Below are 21,395 nucleotides of genomic sequence, written 5' to 3'. Positions count from 1 at the left end.
CCCTGTTATCTGGATTAATAAAGTCGAAGGATTGTATCTGCCCTATCCACGGCTGTAGCAAGCCCGGATTCATACCCGCAAGCGACTGGCCGGCGAGGGTCGAAGCCGCTCGCGTCACGACAGAACGAGCGCTGGCAGCTTGATCTATACCAACGCGGCAAGGCATTACGCTGGAGCCTACAGGCATTCAACCTGCCGACGCCCGGCAGATCGATGGACTCCACCTCACAGCAGATCCCGCTCTCGCGCTACAAGCGGTGACAGCATCGTGGTCTGTTAGTCCGTGGAAGTCCTCGATCTGCATTGCGCCCCGCTCCCCCCAACCAGGAGCGCGGCGCTGGCAAGGTCGTCATCGTCACTTGTCGTCCGTCTTTGCTGACGATTGTGGCCGACTCTCAGTGCTCTCTTCGGCGTTGGGAGCTTCTGGAAAACTCCCTGGCGTGAACACGTGGGTCTGCAAGTCGCTGGCATCGACTTCGGCGACACCATGAACCGAACGGGCCAGACCTATGGCCTGCTCACACTGCCTATGGGTGTTGACACGGCCGCTCAACGCCACCGTGCCCGCATGGGTTTTGACATTGACATGCAGACCAAGGGCCGGCTCGGAAAGCGCCAGGGCCGATTTCACCTTGGCGGTAATCCATGCGTCGTGAACGGCCATTTCCAGACCATGAGAGTAATGCTGGAAGGAGTGAATTTTCATGACAGGACCCTCTCTTGCGTAATCGAACGTACTTTGCGTCCCATTTACTGTGCTGCCCTGTGCTTGTCAGACGAGCGCTATGGAAACCTGATTCGTTCTGGAGTGCTCGCCACACAAACAAGGACACAGACTAATTATAGTGCGGCCGCTACGCTGTGCCCGTGAATGTCCGCCTTGGTCGCTCTGTACCAGGCGCAATACCTGCAAAGCGCCCGTCGCTGCCGATCCCGGCCGACAGAAAACGGCCAGAAAGGACATTCAGGCCATGGAAAATTAATCAGCACCCTTACTGCTGCATCGCCGGGATGCAGTGAAGAGATTGCGACCGAGGGTTCGCGCCGCGTCAAAATGAGCAGCCGGATCCTGCGTTTCCGATTCGAGCAGGAGCTCGGACGTCACGACGCAGGCGCCGCAGTAATCGAAGATCCCATGGTCAATCTGCATTTTCATGGCGTCGGCATAGCCGTGCCGCTCATAGGTTCCCCCGTCGGTGCCGCCGACACCGACCAGATGAACCCGTAGGTGACGAAGCTTCTTCACCAGCCTGGCATCCGAACTGAAGTCAAACGCCCAGCCATTGGCGAACACTCGATCGATCCATCCCTTGAGAAGTGCCGGCATCGACCACCAGTAGACGGGATAGACCAGCACAAGGGCATCGGCGCGATCGATCCTCGCCTGCTCGGCGACCACATCGACGGGGGCGGCGCCTCCTTGTGATGGACAGCCAGATCAGCCGCGGTGAACCGCGGATCGAACGCTTGCGCCGAGAGGTCCGCGATTTCAAGGGAGTTGCCGGGATCGGCCAAGGTTAAGCCCTCAGCGACTTGCGCAGCGAGGCTACGGGTAAGGGACCGGGGATCGTGATGAGCAACAACGATGAGTGCGTGCTCCTCCAGGGCAACGAGATACCCGGCGTGATCGCGGCGCTGGCCAGTTCACCGGAGCTCGAAAAGATCAAGCGCACGCGGCACCCATGGCGTCGCAGAGGCCAGCAGGCTGGGCGACCAGGCTCTGTACGCAACCCCTTGAAATGCCTGAACGATACGATCTCACCGACCCATCTCGGGAAATGATCAAGGATCCAATCACTCAGGATCAGAGAACGGGTCGCCCACGAGACAACGACCGATTGCGGAACACTTCACTTTCCGGCAGGCAATAAAAAACCCCGTAGATCATTGATCTACGGGGTTTTCAAGAGTGGAGGCCGAGGTCGGAATCGAACCGGCGTAGGCGGATTTGCAATCCGCTGCATAACCATTTTGCTACTCGGCCTCAAACGCTCGATGCCATACAACGACATCAACCGTATACAAACTGGAGCGGATACGGAAGCCAAGCTAACGACCCAAACCTTCATCCTGCAAGCCGCTTGTAGCCAAGCGCCTGAGCGATGGGCGGCATTATGGAGAAGAAGACAGGACTTGGCAACCCCCTGAATTCTAAAAGATTTAACTCTCCTCTCAATTCATCGATTCGCTGTCCGATGCAGGCAAAAACAATGGCCTCACCCTCCTCCGTAAAGCGCAGTGACTATTGCGACAGCACCTGCTGGAATGAGGTATCGATAACCGGGATTGGCTTTCTTCGCCCAGAGGTCGGCATAGTCAGCTGCATCGAGCGCATGTGATCTAGCACCATCCTGGCAACCGCTCGGTGTTGTGCTTGTCGCAACCTGCCGAGGAGTCTTTTTAAAGCGCCGAGTTTGGCGACACTCCTGGCACGTGCCTTACAAGAGAGATTTGTCGCTTGAATCCGGCGGCTTGCGGTTCAGGTGAAAGCGGCAGACCTCGCCCCCGCGCACCATGCACTCGAGGTGTTCCACCTCGCCGCCGCCCAGCGCGCCGATGAGCGCCAGATCAAGCTGGCAGACTTCAGGGTGGGTTTTGGCCAAATGATGGAACACACAGTTGTGGGCGACTATTTCCTTCTCGCCAGAGGAACGGAAAAACACCTGCGATTCATATCCAACCTGATTCATGTGGCTGACGATCCGCTCTTCGTCTACGACCGCTTGCTCCATTCCCGCGGCCATTTTCTGACCGAGGCTGCGCATCAATCTGACCAGATTGTCGTGGCCAATGATTTCGGCGACCTCGCCAATCAACAGATCGGCCAGCATCTGGTATTGCCGTGGAAACAACTCCCGGCCGGAGCTCGAGAGCAGAAACAACTGCTGAGGGCGTCGGCCAGTAGGTCGGGTTTCGCCACGCAGGATCAGGCCGTCCCGCTCCAGCGCGGTCAGGTGTTGTCGAATGGCGGTACGCGTCACCTGGAGGTGGCTCGCCAGATCATCAATACTCATACCCGCCGGCTGGTACAGCAGTGCTGACAAAAGATCCTGCTGTGTACGACCCATCCCCTGCAGCATTGTGCAACCTCACCGCTTTTGCCAAAAAAAAGGGGCGCTTGCGCGCCCCGTCCAACGTCAGAATTTGTCCGGAAACTGTTTGACCAGTGCTGCACCCAAAGTGTCTGCAAGGACCTGCATATGTTGCCGCATCGCCGCCCAGGTTCGGGCTTCAGCGGCATAGTCCTTTTTGCCCAACTGATCAATTTGCGCGATGTGATGGCCGCCGTGAGTGCTGAGCATGGCGACCAATGTCCCCTCCGGCAAGTTGGGGTTGGCCGAGGCCAGGAAATGCGCCAGGGCTTTGGCGTTACTGGTCAGTTCTTCAACGGCGGCATTTTTCCCCTTGGTGTCCTTGGCTACAGAGGCATCGCTGTAATGTTTCACCGCCCCCCAATGTCCGGCGAGCAGCTTCAACAACTGATCGGCTGCAGGCTGGCCGTACAAGGGTGCAAGGCTATTGGCTATCGAGGTGGCGTTGGCCACCACTTGAGCCACCGCTGTATCCGCCTGCGCGCGATTGCCTTGCTGGCTGGCGACAACGTAGTTTCTGATCCAGAAAATGTGCTCCACCCACAGATCCCGCAGTGCCAGTCGAGTCGTGAGCGCCGCTTCTGGCGCCCCCGCGACAGGCGCCGGGCTTTGAGCGGCGTAACTCCAGACCGGTTGAACGCAAAGTGCAAAAAGCAAGAAACCCAGAGTTTTGATGTTCATGGCGGGAGACTCGAATTGATGGTTTGTTCAATAACGGTAGTTTCGACATATATATATGTCAATATTGAAAAATGACCTTCCGTCGAGACATCGCCCTGAATGACAGGATCAAACTCACCAGCCATGCAGTGCAGTCGAACGCAAATGAGCAGATTGACGCTATGGCAGGGCTTCGCTGGCAGCCCAGCGCATGAAGGCTTCAGCGACCTGTGACGGGCGCATTGCGCTGGATTGGGCGAGCACTACGCGCTGCGGCTTGACGGCTTCGCGCAGCGGACAACAGACAATCGGTTTACCGTCGTAACTCTGATCACCTGCCGGACGGGTGCAAGACAATGCCACGCCATAACCATGGGCAACCAGGCCGCGCTGCATCTCGAAGGTCTGGGTGTATTGCTGCGCCATTGGATGCAGATCGTGCGACCAGAATAGCGAGAGGAAGTACTCTCGCGTCTGCGCAATGTCTTCGAGAATCAGACATTCGCGCGCCAGATCAAAGAGCGATACGTCCTCCTGTGCTGCCAGCGGGTGATCGGCTGGCAGCAAGGCATAGGGTGAAAGTTGAGCGAGCACTTGCCGTTCGGTCAGCGGATCGAGCCCCAACTCATAGGTCAATGCCAGCTCCGCCTTGCCAGCGTTCAAGGTGCGATGCACACCCGCCAGATCGGTTTCGAACAGCGTGATCAACACTTCTGGGTGCTGCGCACGAAAGCCGGCCAGTAATCGAGGTGCGAAATAAGGTCCCAGGTCCTGAAAGCAGACCAGCGTCAGCTGTCCACGTAGCGTTTGCCGGTCACTATGTTCCTCGGTCATCGCCGCCGCCAGATTGAGAATGTCCCGCGCGCGCCCCAAGAGGCGCTGCCCTGCCGGCGTCAGCTCCAGCCCGCGACTGACCTGGCGCCGAAACAGGCGCTCACCCAGCACCTCTTCCAGCTGAGAAATGGCCAGAGACACCGAGGGTTGCGATACATGTCGCGCCCTTGCCCCGGCACTGATGCTTCCATGCTCGGCGGCAGCAACGAAGTACTCCAGCTGGCGGAACGAAAAACCTATCATTTTTTCCTATACTCAAGAATAAGAAATATATAGTTTTCCTATTCAGGCTTAAAAGCAATACTCCTCGCACACCGCTAACACCAGAGGAGCAAGTCTGATGATGTCCGATGTCGAGGTATTTCAGCGAGATGGCGCTGTCGTCCTGCGCGGTGTCTTCACCGACTGGATCGAACGCCTGCGTGAAGGATTCGAACAGAACCTCGCGCAACCCAGCCAGTTTGCGATAGAGAACGTGGGTAGCGGCGAAAACGGTCGCTTTTTCGAAGACTACTGCAACTGGCAACGTATCCCGGCCTTTACCGACTTTGTCATGAACTCACCGGCAGCGGGGATCGCGGGCCACATCATGCAGTCACACCAGGTGCAGGTCTTCCACGATCACATCCTGGTCAAAGAGCCCGGCACCTCCAAACCAACGCCCTGGCATCAGGATCTGCCGTACTACTGCGTGGATGGATTGCAGACTGCCAGCTATTGGATTCCGCTTGATCCGGTGACCAGACTCAACACCCTGAGCGTGGTACTCGGCTCACATCTGTGGCCTAAACCGGTACGACCGAAAAGCTGGGCCAGCAATACGAACTTCTATGGCGAGACCCATTCGACAACCGGGGAAAGTGTCTTTATGGACATGCCGGATGTGGATAACGGCGACTTCAGAATCCTCTCGCCGGAATTGCAACCGGGCGATGCCGTGGTGTTTGACTTTCGCGCTGTGCATGGTGCCGCGGGCAACCAGGGAACCGGTCGCAGAAGAGCATTCTCGACCCGCTTCATCGGCGACGATGTGCGTTACATCGCCCGCCCCGGGCGCACGTCTCCGCCCTTCCCGGGGATCAATTTGAAAACCGGCGACCGTATGCGCGAAGACTGGTTTCCGGTTGTCTGGCGCAAAGACGACTGAGACGACTGCACACGCCTGCCCCTTACCTTCATCGCTCGCCTCCCCGGGAATCAGGGAGAAGGAGTTGCACACCATAGATACACGGTTCCGAGATTGAGAGCTTTTGCTCAGCAAAATAAAAATAAAATTCCCAATCGGAGACACACCCATGCAATGTTCACTACTCAAAATCAGCGCTCTTGCATTGCTCCTCGGCACTGCCGGCCTGGCTCAGGCCGGTAGCAGTTGCCTGGCGGACGTCAAAGCCTCAGGCGTGCTGCGATCCGGTAACGGCCTGATGGGCACGAAACCTTTTATTTGGCAAAACGAAGATGGCAGCTACGGCGGCTTCGAAGCCGAGCTGTTCAAGGAGATCGGTAAACGTATCGGCGTCCCCAAGACCGAGTATGTCGTTACCGAATGGTCGACCCTGATTCCCGGCATGAAATCCAGGCGCTGGGACATTATTCTCTCCGCCATGTCGGCGACCCAGGAACGGGTAAAGAACGCCGGGATCCTCTTCAGCAATCCTTACTTCCTGAGCTACAACTACGTCATCGTGAAGACCGACTCACCGATCAAAACGATGGACGACCTCAAAGGCAAGAAGCTCGCCAGCGTGATGGGGACCGACGATTCGCTCAACGCGCACCGGCTGGCTGACGCCGGCGTGGTGGGCGAAGTCATGGACTTCAACGGTTTCGGCGAGCCCTTCCAGGCCCTGCAGAACAATCAGGCCGATGCCGTCCTGCTCGATCAGGGCACCCTGATTGGCCAGAAGGAAACCATGAAGAACCTGCGCGTCGTCGGCGAGCCAATCCTTTATCAACCGAAACCGGAATGGGCTGCTGCCGAAGCCAAGGCGCCGTACATCTACGGTACGCAAGCGATCGCCGTGCGTGACGAATGTGGGGATTTACGCGAAGCCATCAACGGCGCACTCGACTCGATGATCGCCGATGGTACTCACCAGACCATCCTCGAAAAATACGGCGTATGGGACTCCATGCAAACCAGGCTGATCAAGCACTGACCCTTAAGCAAACAGAGGGATACCCGCCATGTACGACTTCTTGTTTGTCCTCATCCCCCAGTACTTCCCATTCTTGCTCAAGGGCGCGGTTGTGACACTGGAACTGTCAGTGTTGAGCATGACCCTGGGCATACTGATCGGCATTGCCGTCGCTCTCGGTCGACTGGCACGCCGGCCTTGGCTGGACTGGCCACTGCGCAGCTATGTGGAACTCTGGCGAGGCGTGCCGCTGGTCGTACAGTTGCTGGTGATCTACTTCACCCTGCCGCAAATCGGCCTGACACTTTCCGGCTTCTGGGCCGGGGTGCTGGGCCTTAGCCTCAACCTCGGCGCCTACCTGTCCGAGGTCTTTCGTGCCGCCATCCTCTCGCTGGACAAGGGCCAGCGGGAGGCGGGTCTATCGATTGGCATGTCGCGCACCAGGATCTATCTGCGAGTGATCCTGCCTCAGGCACTGAAAATTGCGATCCCGACAGTGGGCGGCTATTTCATCTCACTGCTCAAGGACTCCTCGCTGGTTTCCTTCATTGCCGTCAATGAGCTACTGCGTCACGGCAGCATCGTTATCGCCAATACCTTCCTCAGCATACAGGTCTATCTGATGGTAGCGATCATCTATTTCGTCCTGAGCTTCATTGCTGCACGCGGGGTGCACTGGATCGAGCAACGCCTGACACCGGCCCACCTGCGCACAGGCACCCGTACCGATACGAGTCCAATATCCTCCAGGCTGACAGAGGCCAAATCATGAATGCCGATCCCATCCTGCAGATCAGCGGCCTGCATAAGGCCTACGGAAACACCAAAATCCTGCGCGGCGTTGACCTCACCGTAAAGCGTGGCGAAGTCATCTTTCTTATCGGCCCTAGCGGCGGCGGCAAGTCGACGCTGCTGCGCTGCATCAACTTTCTTGAAACGCCCTGCGCCGGTGAGATCACCTTTACCGGGGAGCGGCTGTGCCATCAGGACAACCAGACCTACCAACAGGTGGACGAATCCCGATTGCGCATGGCGCGCAGCAAAATGCCAATGGTGTTCCAGCAGTTCAACCTGTTCAGCAATCGTACTGTTCTGGAGAACGTCATCGAAGGACCGGTGCATGTGCTACGCCGCCCCAAACACGAGGCAATCGCCGAAGCCCGGGCCATTCTCGACAAGGTCGGCCTGTCGGCACGCCTCGACTACTACCCTGACCAACTCTCCGGCGGGCAGCGTCAGCGAGTCGCTATCGCGCGAGCCCTGGCCATGAAACCGGAACTGATCCTGTTCGACGAGCCTACCTCGGCCCTTGACCCGGAGCTGGTGTCCGGGGTGCTCGACACCATCCGCCAACTCGCCCAAGAAGGCATGACGATGATCATCGTCACCCATGAAATGAACTTTGCACGCAAACTGGCCGACCGCATCTGCTTTGTCGCTGACGGTGGCATTCTTGAATCCGGTTGCCCGGAGCAGCTACTCGCCTCTCCCAACAACAGCCGCATCGCCAGTTTTATCCAGTCGATGCAGCACTGACCAGCGCCTCCTCATGTCAGGCTCTTCACTGAATCCGGCATGGGGAACCCCCTCCCCATAGGTGACATCAGATCACCCGTTCGTTGAAAAAGCATCCTTTGTAAACCCCTTCAGCGCTGGCGCTTAATCCGCCGCACCGTGAGGTATGCGGGTTAACGCGCTCAATAAAATAATAAGGGGTTGTCATGCAAGAAAATGCGGGCCTATTACTGATACTACTGGCAGCGATCGTGATGATCATTGTGCTGGTGGTCAAATTCAGAGTTCATTCCTTCCTGGCCTTGATGCTGGCCAGTTTTGTCGTCGGCGCCGGGGCCGGTATGCCCTTGCCGAGCATTGCCGAATCCTTTGAAAAAGGCATGGGCGGCACTCTGGGCTTTCTCGCAGCGATCATCGGCCTGGGCAGTATTCTCGGCAAAATGCTCGAAGAGTCAGGTGGCGCCGAGCGCATCGCTCAGGCATTGCTCAATGCCCTGGGCGAACAGCGCGCCGCATGGGCGATGATGCTGGTTGGCTTCGTCGTAGGCATCCCGGTGTTCTTCGAGGTGGGGTTTGTCTTGCTGATCCCGCTGATTTATGTCGTCGCCAAGGAAACCCGCCTCAACATCCTGTATGTCGGAATACCGCTGGCCATTTCGCTGATGACCGTGCACTGCATGCTGCCGCCCCATCCTGCCGCCATGGCGATTACCAAGATGCTCGGCGCCGATGTCGGCACCGTCATCCTCTACGGTTTGATCGTCGGCTTGCCGACCGCCATCATCGCCGGCCCCGTCTGGGTCAACCTGGTCTGCTCGCGCACTGCGCCCGCTAGCCAACAGGCTTTTCTGGATGAGCGCTGCGTCCTGAGTCCGCACCGAGAGCTGCCAGGCCTGGGACTGACCCTGTTTACCATCCTGTTGCCGCTGCTGTTGATGGTCGGCAAGACGTTGGCGGTCATGAGCCTGCCTCAAGGCACCAGCCTGTACAGCCTGATGACCTTCCTCGGCAACCCCCTGACCGCCCTGGCGATCGCAGTGATCTTTGCCTACTGGGCACTGGGACTGCGCCGCGGCTTGCAGATGGCGCAACTGCAGGTCTTGACCCAGAGCTGCTTCACCCCGCTGGCGAACATTTTGCTGATCATCGGCGCCGGTGGCGCGTTCAATGGCGTGCTGATTGACAGCGGCGTCGGCAAAGTCCTCGCCAGCACACTGGGGCACTGGGACATCAATCCGATCCTCCTGGCCTGGCTCGTCGCCGGCCTGATGCACCTGGCCGTGGGCTCGGCAACCGTGGCAATGGTCAGTGCTGCTGGCATGATTCTGCCAATCCTGGACGCCATGCCAGGGCAAAACCGCGAACTCATGGTGATCGCCATCGGTGCCGGCGCTATCGGCTGGACCACCGTGACTGACTCGGCTTTCTGGGTGGTCAAGGAATACCTGGGCGTCTCCCTGAGTGATGCGCTGAAAAAATTTACCGCCGGTACCGTGCTCGCCTCAGTCATCGCCTTGGGGATGACACTACTGTTGTCGCATTGGGTGTGAGCCCGTCCGTCTGCAATTAAAAGTCTGGAGTAACAAGATGACCCTGGATAAAACCATCGAATCATGGTGCGAAAGCCATCCCTTGATCACCGAACTGGTGAACCTGAAGGAAACCACCTGGTTCAACCCTGCCCTCGCCCCTGCCGCACAGGCGTTGAGCGACGTGGCCTTGACCGCCGCCGATATCGCTGATGCCAGCGCCCGGCTTGAGCGTTTTGCACCATTTATCATGTCGGTTTTTCCTCAGACCAGCGCCAGTCACGGCATCATCGAGTCCGAGATTTTGCCCCTGACTAAATTGCAGGCGGCTTTGGCCAGCCAATACCCGCAGGCATCGCAGGGCGCCTTGTGGCTCAAGGCCGACAACCTGCTGCCGATTTCCGGCTCGATCAAGGCCCGCGGCGGGATTTACGAAGTACTCAAGCATGCCGAAGACCTGGCTCTCGCCTCGGGCCTGATTCAACCCGGCGACAGCTACGCGAAACTGGACAGCGAAGAAGCCCGCAAATTTTTCGCTCAGTACAGTATTGCCGTCGGCTCCACCGGCAATCTTGGGCTGTCCATCGGCATCATGAGTGCCCGTCTGGGCTTTCAGGCCACCGTGCATATGTCCGCCGACGCGCGGCAATGGAAGAAAGACAAGTTGCGCTCTTGCGGGGTCACCGTGATGGAGTACGAGTCCGATTACAGTGTGGCCGTCGAGCAAGGCCGTAAACAATCGGAGTCCGATCCGCACTGCCATTTTGTCGACGATGAAAACTCGGTCAACCTGTTCCTCGGCTATGCCGTGGCCGCTGAGCGCTTGCAGCGACAGCTGACGGCGGCGGGCATCACCGTTGATCAAGAACATCCCCTGTTCGTTTACCTGCCGTGCGGCGTAGGCGGTGGCCCTGGCGGCGTTGCCTTTGGCCTCAAGCACATTTATGGCGACGCAGTGCATTGCATCTTCGCCGAGCCGACTCACTCGCCTTGCATGCTGCTGGGGGTCTATACCGGTCTGCATGATGCGGTCTCTGTCTATGACTTCGGCATCGACAACAGCACCGCGGCCGATGGCTTGGCGGTGGGTCGACCGTCCGGTTTCGTCGGTCGTTCGATGCAACGCTTGCTCGACGGTTACTACACGATCAGCGATGAGGAAATGTACCGCCTGCTGGCCCTGATGGAATCGACCGAAGGCATTAAACTGGAACCCTCCGCGCTGGCAGGCGTTCCTGGCCTGATCAGGGTTGTACAGGAGCAACAGGGTTATCGAGAGCGCCTGAACCTGACCGAGTCGCGCCTGGCCAACGCCACCCATCTGGTGTGGGGCACTGGAGGCAGCATGGTGCCCGACGAAGAAATGGACGCCTACCTGACTAAAGGACGGGTGCTTCTGGCACTGCAATAAACCTTGATCGTCGGTCCGTGCCCGTGCTCAATGCAGGGGCACGGATCCATCGATTTTCGCCAGCGGAGTACCTATTGATGCTGAACCTTCCCCCCCGACCTGGGGCTCAAATCAATAGCACGCAGTTTGCCAACCTGCATACTTTTCTGGTGGCGGCTCGACACCTGAGCTTTTCCCTGGCCGCACAAGAGCTGTGCCTGACGCCGAGTGCCGTGAGCCATCGCATTGGCAAACTCGAACGCGCCCTGTCACTGCGCCTGTTCGAGCGCCTGACACGGCAAGTCCGGCTGACGGTCGAAGGCGAACGCGTGTTCATGATTCTGCAAGGCGTCATGGACGAGTTGACGGAGGCGCTGCAACCATCTCCTGACTCGGAAATATCCGGCTCAGTCGCGCTCTACTCCCGCCCCTCGGCCGCTCAATGCTGGCTGGTGCCACGCCTGGCCGATTTTCACGAACGCTACCCTCAAATCTCATTGGATATCCGCGTCGGAAACGACAACATCGACTTCCGCACCCAAAATATCGACCTGGCCCTGCTGTATGCCAACGGTGAATTCCCTGGCCTGGTCAGCCATAAACTGATGAGCGAAACCATCGCCCCCGTTTGCACTCCTCAATACGCTCATCGACATGGTTTGCTGGAGAACCCCGAAAACCTGCGCACCTGCACCCTTCTGCACGACGCTCTGGCCTGGGAAAACGCCGTTTACGATGCAGAGTGGCAGCTGTGGGCCGGGCATCAAGGCATGCAAGCGTGGCTACCGAAAAAAAGCCTGACCTTTGATCGTTCCGACTTATGCGTTACCGCGGCAATCAATAATGTCGGTATAGCAATCGGTCGCCAGCGCCTGGTGCAACGACGAATAGATCAAGGTGAATTGATCCTGCCCTTTGGCGGTTTTACCCAGCCCGGGCGTTACGACTATTTCCTGGTCCACCCTCAGCGCACCCCCATGCCAAAGCGCGTCCAGGTATTGATTGACTGGCTGCACGAATGTACGTAACCACCGACGAAAAAATTTCGCCGGCTCCATACCTGCTTATCAGTCTTATTCCGAATTGCTTTTCCAAAACCAGTTCCAGAACCCTGGCAAACGGACAGGTTCGGAACTATCGCTGACCGTGCGGGCCATGACGGCACGCTGCAACGCCGATCGGTCATCGTAAAAAGGCTTGGCTGCGGTTGCCACGCCCGTCTCGCGCGCGCTGTCGATCAGGATCTGCAGGTATTCCTGCATATGCCGGGACGTGTAGCGATTGAGGTCGTGAAAGGTCACCACCACCGGAATGGCGCCATCGACCGTCGGCAACTCTCCAGCGGCGATCCGCTCGCGCACCTCGGACATTTGCCTGAGCAGGTTGGAGCGTCTGCGCAGACTGAAATTGTAGCCCCAGATCTTGCCGTCATTGGCGCTCAGATCGGTCAGCAAAACATGCATGCCATGGCGCTGATACGCGGCGAAGGTACGTTTATCGTAATTCCAGAATGGCGGGCGCACGAAAATCGGAGCCGCGCCTGTGATTGCAGCAATGTCCGCGCTGCCATCGGTGAGCGACTGCTCCAGTTTTTCCGGGTTCAGCGAGCGATGATTGGTGTGCCCCGGCGTGGCAGTGTGGAAGCCCAGCACATGACCTTCGTCATGTTCACGGTGCATGATTTCCCGGCCCCGTTCGCTGCCACCCGCCCCTGTCGCACGAGTCTGCACAAAAAAGACCGCCTTGATACCCGATTGCACCGGATTATGGGCAAGATCGTCGAGAACGGAGACCGTCGGATTGTAAAACCCGGACGCGCTTGGACCGTCGTCGAAGGTCAGCAGAAAACGGATCGGGGGTTGCGATTGCAAACGCTGCGCAGTCTGCGGCGTCATTTCGATCGGCTGGCTGATACAACCGAAGAGGCCTGCTGCGATAGCGAACGCTGATAAAACGGTGACGATCCGCTTCATGTTTTTTGCCTTAATCCAGATCGTTCGAACTTCCCACGCCGCTCTCTGAAGTCAGCGATCAGGGGCTGAGCGCTTCGACAGGCGAGCGACCTTTGAGTTCAGTCGTTCATGAGGCTAACAGAATGTGCGGCAAAGTAGATCGCGGGCGCTTCAACCGGCGCCTGGAACACTGGCTCGACTGAACCAGGCAGACAATACACCTTTGAGCAACTGGCCAGTCGCTCAAAGGTGTTGCACGGAGGATGGCGCCTACTTCAGGTTGCCACTGAGGAACTGCCGCAGCCGGTCGCTCTGGGGGTTGCCGAGTACGTCCTCGGGTGCACCCTGCTCTTCGACCCGTCCCTGATGCAGAAACAGCACCTGGTTTGACACCTTGCGAGCGAAGCTCATTTCGTGGGTGACCATGATCATGGTCCGACCTTCTTCGGCCAGGCCCTGGATCACCTTGAGCACTTCGCCCACCAGTTCCGGGTCGAGGGCCGAGGTCGGTTCGTCGAACAGCATGACTTCCGGCTCCATGGCCAGGGCCCGAGCGATGGCCACGCGCTGTTGCTGACCGCCGGAGAGGAACGCCGGATATTGTTCAGCAACGCGGGACGGCAGACCAACCTTGTCGAGATAGCGTCGGGCCCGATCCTCTGCCTCCTTCTTGCCGACACCCAGCACCCGACGCGGGGCCGTGGTGATGTTTTCCAGCACGGTCATGTGGCTCCACAGGTTGAAGTGCTGAAACACCATCGCCAGACGGGTGCGAATTCGTTGCAGTTCAGCGTCGTCGGCCACGCGCATGCCGTGTCGATCGTTGACCATGCGAATCGACTGGCCGTCCAGACTCATGGCGCCGCCATTGGGTGTTTCGAGAAAGTTGATGCAGCGCAGAAAGGTACTCTTGCCCGAACCGCTGGCGCCGATCAGGCTGATCACATCACCGGTTTTGGCTTTCAGCGAGACACCCTTGAGTACTTCATGGCTGCCGTAACTTTTATGCAGGTCTTCAATGGTCAGTTTGTACATGTGCGCAAGCATCCTCAAAGGGGAAGTAGAAGTCCTAGTGAGCCGGGCCCAGAAAGGCCAGCCATCGGCGTTCGGCGAGGCGGAACAAACCGACCAGCGCAAAGGTGACGCTCAGGTAGATCAGCGCGGTAATGCCGAACGATTGAAAGGTCAAAAAGGTCGCCGAGTTGGCGTCCCGCGCAATTTTCAAAATATCCGGGACGGTCGCGGTAAAGGCCACGGTAGTCGAGTGCAGCATCAGGATCACTTCGTTACTGTAGTAGGGCAACGAGCGGCGCAGGGCCGAGGGCATGATCACGTAGGCGTAGAGTTTCCAGCCGCTCAGGCCATAGGCTTTGGCCGCTTCGACTTCACCGTGGGCCATGCTGCGAATCGCCCCGGCAAAAATCTCCGTGGTGTAGGCACAGGTGTTCAGGGCAAAGGCCAGGATGGTGCAGTTCATCGCATCGCGAAAGAACGCATCGAGCACCGGTTGCGCGCGGACGGCAGCCAGGCTGTAGATCCCGGTGTAGCAGATCAGCAACTGGATATAGAGCGGCGTACCACGGAACAGGTAGGTGTAGAACTGCACCGGCCAGCGCACGTAGAACTTGTTGGAGACCCGGGCGATGGACAGCGGAACCGACACCAGGAAACCGATGAAGATCGAGGCGCTGAGCAGCCACAGCGTCATGGCCAGGCCGGTGATGTGGTAGCCGTCGCTATAAAGGAAGGGCTTCCAGTAATCCTGCAAGAGCTCAATCATCGTACAGCCTCCCGGGAACCTGACGCGTAATGCCGTTCGAGGCGGCGCAGGACGACGTTCGAAGCGCTGGTGATCACCAGGTAAATCAGCGCTGCCAACACCAGAAAAAAGAATAGTTGATAGGTGCTTTTGCCGGCATCCTGAGCGGCCTTGACCAGGTCGGCGAGGCCGATGATCGACACCAGCGCGGTGGCCTTGAGGATCACCATCCAGTTATTGCCGATACCCGGCAGGGCGAAGCGCATCATCTGTGGGAACACCACGAAGCGAAAACGCTGGATACGGCTCAAACCATAGGCGGTTGCGGCCTCCATCTGCCCGCGCGGCACGGCGAGGATCGCGCCGCGAAAGGTCTCGGTGAAATACGCACCGTAGATGAAGCCCAGGGTAATGATCCCCGCGCCAAACGGATCGATCTCAATGTATTCCCAGCCCAACGCTACGGTGAAACTGGTCAGCCAGGTTTGCAGGCTGTAGAAAATCAGCAGCATCAGCACCAGGTCCGGCACCCCGCGGATCAGTGTGGTATAGAGCTGGGCCGGAACCCGCAGCAGTTTGATGCTGGACAACTTGGCACTGGCGCCGATCAGGCCGAGCAGCACGCTCAACAACAGCGACAGTATCGATAGCTTGACGGTCATCCAGGAGCCTTCCAGCAACAAAGGGCCGAACCCCTTGAGGCTGAACGCGGAAAGCCCGAGGGTCTGTAACAGTGCTTCGAACATAATTCAGGGACCTATAGCGATAAAAAAACGCCCGTCCACAGGACGGGCGCCGGCTCGTTACTTGCCGCTGTAGAGATTCAGATCACCGAAGTGCTTCTTCTGGAGCGCGTCATAGGTGCCGTTGTCGTGCACCGCTTTGATACCTTTATCCAGAAGGGCCTTGAGCTCTGTGTTGCCTTTGGCGATACCCACCGCCGTTTTGGCAGGCAGCAGCTCGCTGTCGACTGGCGCGCTGACCTCGAAATCGGCACCTTGTGGCGACTTCAGGAAGCCCAGCCGGGCTTGCAGCATGTCCTGGATCGAGGCGTCGAGACGGCCGGAGACCAGATCGGCGTAGACCTGATCCTGGTTGGCATAGGCTTGGGTTTCCACCCCGGCCTTGTCCAGTACGGCTTTGGCATAGGCCTCCTGAATGGAGCCTTGCTCGTAGCCAACCTTTTTACCCTTGAGCGAGGCAATCTCAGTGCTCAGGCCGGAACCTTTTTTGAATACCAGCGAAGTCGGACCGGCGAACAGCTCATTGGAGAAGTCGATGACTTTTTCGCGGGCCGGGGTCACGGTCATCGACGAGATCACACCGTCGAATTTGTTGGCTTTCAGGCCCGGGATCGTGCCGTCGAAATCACTTTCGACCCATTTGCACTTGACCTTCAGTTCGGCGCAGATCGCGTTACCCAAGTCGATATCGAACCCTGTCAGGCTACCGTCAGCCGCTTTGGACTCGAACGGCGCGTAGGAAGGGTCAACACCAAAACGCAGCTCTTTATACTCCTTGGCCAGCGCGGAGCCGGCAACCATGCATAAAGTCAGTGCAGAAAGGGTTAGCAATGCTTTTTTCATATTCAATTCCTAAAACCAATATGAGCGCTTGTGGCGCATGAGTACTGTTACTGGAACGCGTGCGACGCTATGAACGTAGAAATTTCCGAACCAACATTTCGGACAAGTGTTTTAAAAACCGCCTGTGCGTCAAGACTCCTGTTGACTCTTACGCACACACACATACTTGTATGTACAAGCTTATGCAATCAAGCGGCCAACTCGCTGACTGGCCGCTAAAAAAGATCTGAAAAGCAGCCAGGAACCGTCTGGAACGGGCCTTACGAGACGACAAATAAATTATCGAAGATTTTTCAGAAGCGCTCGCAACTGTTACCGCAGCCACGTTTTGCGCCGTGCAGGTACGTCCGGTAACAAATTGAGATGGGATCGTGCGTGCGAAAACACCCCTTGGTCGAGTCTCGCCCTGTCGCTCTCGTCTGCTGGCACAAAGCGTTTGACGCCACGGATTGAGACTGGAGGAGCGTCGTTACTTTCGTGCAGGGCCGCTTATCACGAAGTGTATGAATCTCTGCTTTGAGCCCGGGCGTCGTGAAAGACCGCCGGGTGCCCTATTGAAGTCCAGACGGGCGCAGCTCATCGAAGGTTCGGCACAGGGTTTTCGTTCAGATGGAGCGCATAGACGGTGAAATACTAATACGGACCCGCTGATTAACTTCTCGCCAAAAGACCGCAACACCCCCATAAAAAAAACACTTTAGTCAACTATTCACCCCTATCATGCGGTTAAATCTCGTCGATACGACTCCCGCAGAAAGGTTTTCATGATGAACGCGTTAATTATTTTACACGCTTGAATCTACTCAAACCTATAAAGCCCCTTGCTTCGATCTCAGGCCTGAGTCTGGAACTTAATAAGAATCACTGTCTGATAACGGACAATAGAGAACGTCAAATCGTTCATTTTATCTGCTACTAAAAAACACCCACTGCAAAAATAACGACCGCGCGAGAAGTTGCGCTTCAATGACGACCAACAGTCTCCCGGAACCTTCGGAAATTATCACCAAAAAAGTCTTGAGGCCACAATACATCGCAGTTACGTGGGGACTGACGTCGAGCCACCCAGGCCTGACGGGGAGCGTCCTTGCAGCTTTACATCGCCTGACGAGCAGCCTTGGGACGCCCGTACCGTATCTGAAAAGGCATATTTTGAATGCCGTCACTCTTTCTGCAAACGCGCAGGTCAACTTCTTTAAAATATAGCCGAGAAACAATTCCTCGAAGACGCCCGAAACTGACTGCTCTTTCGCTTCTGAAAGTTACTTATCCTGACAAAGACACCCGCCTTCCAATAGCGCATTACACTTTCCCCAAACTACATTATATAACCTCCCTGATATTCACAGCTCTGCGAATCACGCAACGCCCTGATAGCGTTCAGGCGAATAAAAAACACAACCCGACCATTTATAACAATCGTTGACAGCACGACGCCATCACCACAAACTAGTCCGACTCTGTCGATACAAAGACAACGCAACAAACCCGTCTAGTTAACGGAACCCTGAGTTTCCGAGTTACTTCATTCCTGGTACAACGCATGAAATATGTAGACGACATTGCAAAACTGTTTACAAGTTTTGGCGCCAGTGCAGGAAGCTACCAGGAAATACAACCAAACTATCAACACTTCAAAGATGACCCGGTTACACCAACGGTGTCGGCGACTGAAGAAGAGTTGACCGTGACATTGCCCCCCCTCAAACCAACGGCCACGGTGTTTACGCCTGACGAGCCAGAGCCCGCCCAGCCGATTGGCGCGCGGGTCGAGCCTTTGAAGAACGTCGTCATCTCACCACTTTCGCCGACGCGTGCACCTTCATTGACTGCATCACCTGCAGGTTCTGCAACGGGTGACCGTCAGCTATTGAGCGACCTGTTGCGCGAACTCCACCAGGTTCGTAGAGACGGTCTGCCAGAAGCGGCTCGCACGCGGACCAAGGCAAAGGTCATCGCTGTCGTTTCAGCTAACGGCGGAGTGGGTAAAAGCACCGTCGCAGCAGGCCTTGCGAAAACACTCCGGCGCCCTGGCGGGCGAACCATTGCGATCGATCTGGACCCTCAGAACGCCCTGTCCAGCCACTTGGGCATCACCAGACAGGTTCCCGGGCTGATCCAGCTCAGACAGCAGGCCGCAGACTGGAGCGCTCATTGCCTGCAGGGCTATGGCGACAGTGAGTCCCTGCCCTTCGGCAAGGGCGAGGTGAACGATCGCCGATCGCTCAAGCAGCTGATGCTTGAAGATCCTGACTGGTTGAATCAGCGCCTTGCGGCGATGAACCTCGGCGAAAACGATACAGTGATCCTGGATACCCTTTCGGGCGCGACCGTCTATTCGCAACAGGCACTCGATGCCGCCGATCTGGTGCTGGTGGTGACGGTGGCCGATGCGGCTTCCTATCTGGCACTGGACACGATGACGCATTGGCTGGAAACCAGCCGGCGACGTGGGCAACGGCACAGGTATGTGCTCAACCAACAGGATGACTCTCGCGCCTTCAGCAGGGACATGGGCGTGCTGTTTCAGCGGCGGCTGGGTACTGAGCTGATCGGGACGATTCATCACGATCACCAGCTCAACGAATCGTTGGCCTATGGTCGAGACCCACTGCAGTACTCACCCGGCAGCATCGCCTGCAAAGACATTTTTGCGCTATCGCGCTCGGTCCATGCGCTGCTTCTCCAGGATTCCTCCGGCGAGCGGATTGCACCATGACCGTCCAGCTGAATCAGGCACCCGCGAGGACGTGGCGGCTAGAGGAACTACTGGATAGTTTCCAGGCTCGTGTCAGCCGATGGCCCCTTCGCTGTCGCCAGGGCCTGAAGATCTCGATCGGGTTGATAGCTGCGGTGTTGGCACTGGGCATCCTCACTGCGCCTCTGGATCTGTATTCCCAGGGAGCGTTTGCCGCCGTCTGTTTTGCCGCCAGCCTGATCATCCGCAGGCAAGCCGGCCGTCTGGCGATCCTGACCCTGATAACACTCTCGCTGATCGCTTCATTGCGCTACATGTACTGGCGCCTGTCCGAAACCCTGAGCTTTGAGAACTGGCAGGATGCCGTATTTGGCTACGGGCTGGTGCTGGCCGAGCTTTATGCCCTGCTCGTGCTGATATTCGGCTACGTACAAACGGCTTGGCCGCTGCACCGCAAACCGCAGATTTTGCAGCAGGCGCCCGCTCAATGGCCAACGGTAGATGTCTTCATTCCCACCTATAACGAAGCGTTGAGCATCGTGAAACTGGTGGTGCTCGCCGCCCAGGCCATCGACTGGCCCGAGGGAAAACTGCGTGTGCATGTGCTCGACGACGGACGTCGGGAGGAGTTCAGGCTTTTCTGCCAGGACATTGGTGTCAACTACATTACCCGCGACAACAATCGGCATGCCAAGGCCGGCAACCTCAACGAGGCGCTCAAAGTCACTGACGCAGAGTTCATCGCCATCTTCGATGCCGACCACGTCCCTACCCGCTCCTTCCTGCAGATCACCATGGGCTGGTTTCTCAAGGACACGAATCTGGCGTTGCTGCAAACACCGCACTTTTTCTATTCACCCGATCCCTTCGAAAAGAACCTCGATACCTTTCGCTCGGTACCCAATGAAGGTGAGCTGTTCTACGGCCTGGTGCAGGACGGCAACGACCTCTGGAACGCAACGTTCTTCTGTGGCTCCTGCGCGGTCATGCGGCGCACACACTTGCTGGAAGTCGGCGGTATCGCGACCGAAACCGTGACGGAGGATGCGCATACCGCGCTCAAGCTCAACCGCCGTGGTTTCAATACCGCATACCTGGCCATTCCACAGGCAGCGGGACTGGCCACGGAAAGCCTTTCCCGGCACATCAGCCAACGCATACGATGGGCGCGCGGCATGGCGCAGATTTTTCGCACCGACAATCCGCTGTTCGGCAAAGGGCTGAACCTGGGGCAGCGTATCTGCTACCTCAACGCCATGATGCACTTTTTCTACAGCCTGCCTCGCCTGGTGTTCCTGACCGCACCATTGGCCTACCTGGTTTTCGGTGCAGAGATTTTCCACGCCTCGGCGTTGATGGTCACGGTCTATGTACTGCCGCATATTGTCCATTCCAGCCTGACCAACTCCAGCATCCAGGGCCGCTTCCGCCATTCATTCTGGAACGAAGTGTATGAGTCGGTTTTGGCCTGGTACATCATGCGGCCGGTACTGTTGGCCCTGATCAGCCCTTCGCTGGGCAAGTTCAACGTGACCGACAAGGGCGGCATCATCGAAAAGGAGTATTTCGACTGGAAGCTCGCGCGGCCTTATATCGTCCTGCTGACCTTGAACATGATCGGTCTGGTATGCGGTGTGGTGAAACTGATCGGGGGTGATTCGGCCCAGGTCACCACCCTGGCGATCAACCTGACCTGGACCCTGTACAACATCATCATTGTCAGCACCGCCGTAGCAGTGGCCAGTGAGGCCTCTCAAGCGCGCGCAGAGCCGAGGGTGCCAGCCGATCTACCCGTGCGCATCTATCGCGAAGACGGCACGTCGTTCGATTGCAAAACCCAGAATTTCTCGCAGAACGGTGTAGGTCTGACACTGCCACCCGAGGTTCAGCTCACTGCCGATGAAAAGCTGCGGTTCTGTATTTTGCGCAGCCCTCCCTCAAGCATCTTTCCTGCAACGGCGGTATTCAGCAACGACAGCGTGGCGGGCATGCAATTCGGTGCCTTGACCCTGCGCCAGCAAAGCGAACTGGTGCGTCTGACGTTTTCACGGGCCGACACGTGGGCCAACACCTGGGGTAACGGCCGTCTCGACGCCCCCTTGGCGGCATTGCGCGAGGTCAGCAGCATTGGCTTGCGCGCGATCCTCAACCTGTTCGTCGCAACCGTAAAAGACGGCCATGCCCTGCTGCGTAAACGTTCGAACGCTCCATCACCTATCGACTCCACCGCGGATTAGCAACG

Annotated in this window: 18 protein-coding genes, 1 tRNA gene and 2 pseudogenes; 10 read left to right on the top strand and 11 right to left on the bottom strand. The window is 57.5% G+C overall.

The genetic code is table 11. The features are described from left to right. Nucleotides 1-355 precede the first annotated feature (355 nt). Together AC07UI_RS03890 and AC07UI_RS03885 are read right to left on the bottom strand one after the other, a co-directional pair. On the bottom strand, nt 356-706 hold the full coding sequence (locus AC07UI_RS03890; RefSeq protein ID WP_494991236.1) for a BON domain-containing protein: 351 nt from the start codon (nt 704-706) through the stop codon (nt 356-358). A gap of 273 nt (nt 707-979) precedes the next feature. Then, nucleotides 980-1,605 (bottom strand): annotated as a pseudogene (locus AC07UI_RS03885) (NAD(P)H-dependent oxidoreductase). Between AC07UI_RS03885 and AC07UI_RS03880 the strand changes: the two are divergent. Continuing rightward, nucleotides 1,585-1,671 (top strand): annotated as a pseudogene (locus AC07UI_RS03880) (TetR/AcrR family transcriptional regulator); the annotation flags it as partial. The pseudogenes AC07UI_RS03885 and AC07UI_RS03880 overlap by 21 nt on opposite strands. Nucleotides 1,672-1,910: 239 nt before the next feature. On the opposite strand, the gene AC07UI_RS03875 reads toward AC07UI_RS03880, so the two are convergent. The 4 genes from AC07UI_RS03875 to AC07UI_RS03860 all read right to left on the bottom strand — a co-directional run bounded on the left by AC07UI_RS03875 (nt 1,911) and on the right by AC07UI_RS03860 (nt 4,829). Continuing rightward, nucleotides 1,911-1,984, bottom strand: a tRNA-Cys gene (locus AC07UI_RS03875). 454 nt (nt 1,985-2,438) lie between these two features. Continuing rightward, nucleotides 2,439-3,080, bottom strand: coding sequence for a helix-turn-helix transcriptional regulator (locus tag AC07UI_RS03870; RefSeq protein WP_494991235.1), 642 nt, complete (start codon nt 3,078-3,080; stop codon nt 2,439-2,441). Between the two features lie 57 nt (nt 3,081-3,137). Next, the gene (locus AC07UI_RS03865) at nt 3,138-3,773 is read right to left on the bottom strand and encodes a hypothetical protein (protein WP_494991234.1); all 636 of its coding nucleotides are present in this window, start codon (nt 3,771-3,773) and stop codon (nt 3,138-3,140) included. 159 nt (nt 3,774-3,932) lie between these two features. After that, nucleotides 3,933-4,829 (bottom strand): LysR substrate-binding domain-containing protein, encoded by an 897-nt coding sequence (locus AC07UI_RS03860; protein WP_494991233.1) that lies wholly within the window; start codon nt 4,827-4,829, stop codon nt 3,933-3,935. A gap of 97 nt (nt 4,830-4,926) precedes the next feature. Between AC07UI_RS03860 and AC07UI_RS03855 the strand changes: the two genes are divergently transcribed. From AC07UI_RS03855 to dsdC, 7 genes are all read left to right on the top strand, one after another. Beyond that, complete coding sequence (locus AC07UI_RS03855) at nt 4,927-5,733, top strand: phytanoyl-CoA dioxygenase family protein (protein ID WP_494991232.1); 807 nt, start codon at nt 4,927-4,929, stop codon at nt 5,731-5,733. Between the two features lie 148 nt (nt 5,734-5,881). Beyond that, complete coding sequence (locus AC07UI_RS03850; RefSeq protein ID WP_494991231.1) at nt 5,882-6,745, top strand: substrate-binding periplasmic protein; 864 nt, start codon at nt 5,882-5,884, stop codon at nt 6,743-6,745. 28 nt (nt 6,746-6,773) lie between these two features. Beyond that, the gene (locus tag AC07UI_RS03845) at nt 6,774-7,496 is read left to right on the top strand and encodes an amino acid ABC transporter permease (protein WP_494991230.1); all 723 of its coding nucleotides are present in this window, start codon (nt 6,774-6,776) and stop codon (nt 7,494-7,496) included. An 11-nt stretch (nt 7,497-7,507) separates the two neighbouring features. Continuing rightward, nucleotides 7,508-8,260: an amino acid ABC transporter ATP-binding protein gene (locus AC07UI_RS03840; RefSeq protein ID WP_494991715.1), complete on the top strand. Its 753-nt coding sequence runs from the start codon at nt 7,508-7,510 to the stop codon at nt 8,258-8,260. 185 nt (nt 8,261-8,445) lie between these two features. Next, nucleotides 8,446-9,789: a GntT/GntP/DsdX family permease gene (locus AC07UI_RS03835; protein ID WP_494991229.1), complete on the top strand. Its 1,344-nt coding sequence runs from the start codon at nt 8,446-8,448 to the stop codon at nt 9,787-9,789. Between the two features lie 37 nt (nt 9,790-9,826). Continuing rightward, on the top strand, nt 9,827-11,179 hold the full coding sequence (dsdA, locus tag AC07UI_RS03830) for a D-serine ammonia-lyase (RefSeq protein WP_494991228.1): 1,353 nt from the start codon (nt 9,827-9,829) through the stop codon (nt 11,177-11,179). Between the two features lie 77 nt (nt 11,180-11,256). After that, complete coding sequence (dsdC, locus tag AC07UI_RS03825) at nt 11,257-12,186, top strand: DNA-binding transcriptional regulator DsdC (protein ID WP_494991227.1); 930 nt, start codon at nt 11,257-11,259, stop codon at nt 12,184-12,186. A 45-nt stretch (nt 12,187-12,231) separates the two neighbouring features. On the opposite strand, the gene AC07UI_RS03820 is transcribed toward dsdC, so the two are convergent. The 5 genes from AC07UI_RS03820 to AC07UI_RS03800 form a co-directional block, all read right to left on the bottom strand. After that, nucleotides 12,232-13,131, bottom strand: coding sequence for a polysaccharide deacetylase family protein (locus AC07UI_RS03820; RefSeq protein WP_494991226.1), 900 nt, complete (start codon nt 13,129-13,131; stop codon nt 12,232-12,234). A 249-nt stretch (nt 13,132-13,380) separates the two neighbouring features. Next, nucleotides 13,381-14,145, bottom strand: a complete 765-nt coding sequence (locus AC07UI_RS03815) for an ABC transporter ATP-binding protein (RefSeq protein WP_494991225.1) — start codon at nt 14,143-14,145, stop codon at nt 13,381-13,383. A 34-nt stretch (nt 14,146-14,179) separates the two neighbouring features. After that, a complete protein-coding gene (locus AC07UI_RS03810; RefSeq protein WP_494991224.1) occupies nt 14,180-14,890 on the bottom strand; it encodes an ABC transporter permease in 711 nt (236 codons plus the stop codon). Then, a complete protein-coding gene (locus AC07UI_RS03805; RefSeq protein WP_494991223.1) occupies nt 14,887-15,615 on the bottom strand; it encodes an ABC transporter permease in 729 nt (242 codons plus the stop codon). The genes AC07UI_RS03810 and AC07UI_RS03805 overlap by 4 nt, the downstream gene beginning before the upstream one ends. A 57-nt stretch (nt 15,616-15,672) precedes the next feature. After that, nucleotides 15,673-16,455, bottom strand: coding sequence for a transporter substrate-binding domain-containing protein (locus tag AC07UI_RS03800; RefSeq protein ID WP_494991222.1), 783 nt, complete (start codon nt 16,453-16,455; stop codon nt 15,673-15,675). Nucleotides 16,456-17,998: 1,543 nt separating this feature from the next. Here AC07UI_RS03800 and bcsQ point away from each other — a divergent pair. Both bcsQ and bcsA read left to right on the top strand, forming a co-directional pair. Further along, the gene (bcsQ, locus tag AC07UI_RS03795; RefSeq protein ID WP_494991221.1) at nt 17,999-19,174 is read left to right on the top strand and encodes a cellulose biosynthesis protein BcsQ; all 1,176 of its coding nucleotides are present in this window, start codon (nt 17,999-18,001) and stop codon (nt 19,172-19,174) included. Further along, entirely contained in the window at nt 19,171-21,390 is a 2,220-nt protein-coding gene (bcsA, locus tag AC07UI_RS03790) for a UDP-forming cellulose synthase catalytic subunit (protein ID WP_494991220.1), read from the top strand. The genes bcsQ and bcsA overlap by 4 nt, the downstream gene beginning before the upstream one ends. The last annotated feature ends 5 nt before the right edge of the window (nt 21,391-21,395 follow it).

It is taken from the genome of Pseudomonas sp. GW821-FHT04C07 (assembly GCF_059420325.1).
This window is presented reverse-complemented; position numbering and strand designations above follow the sequence as displayed.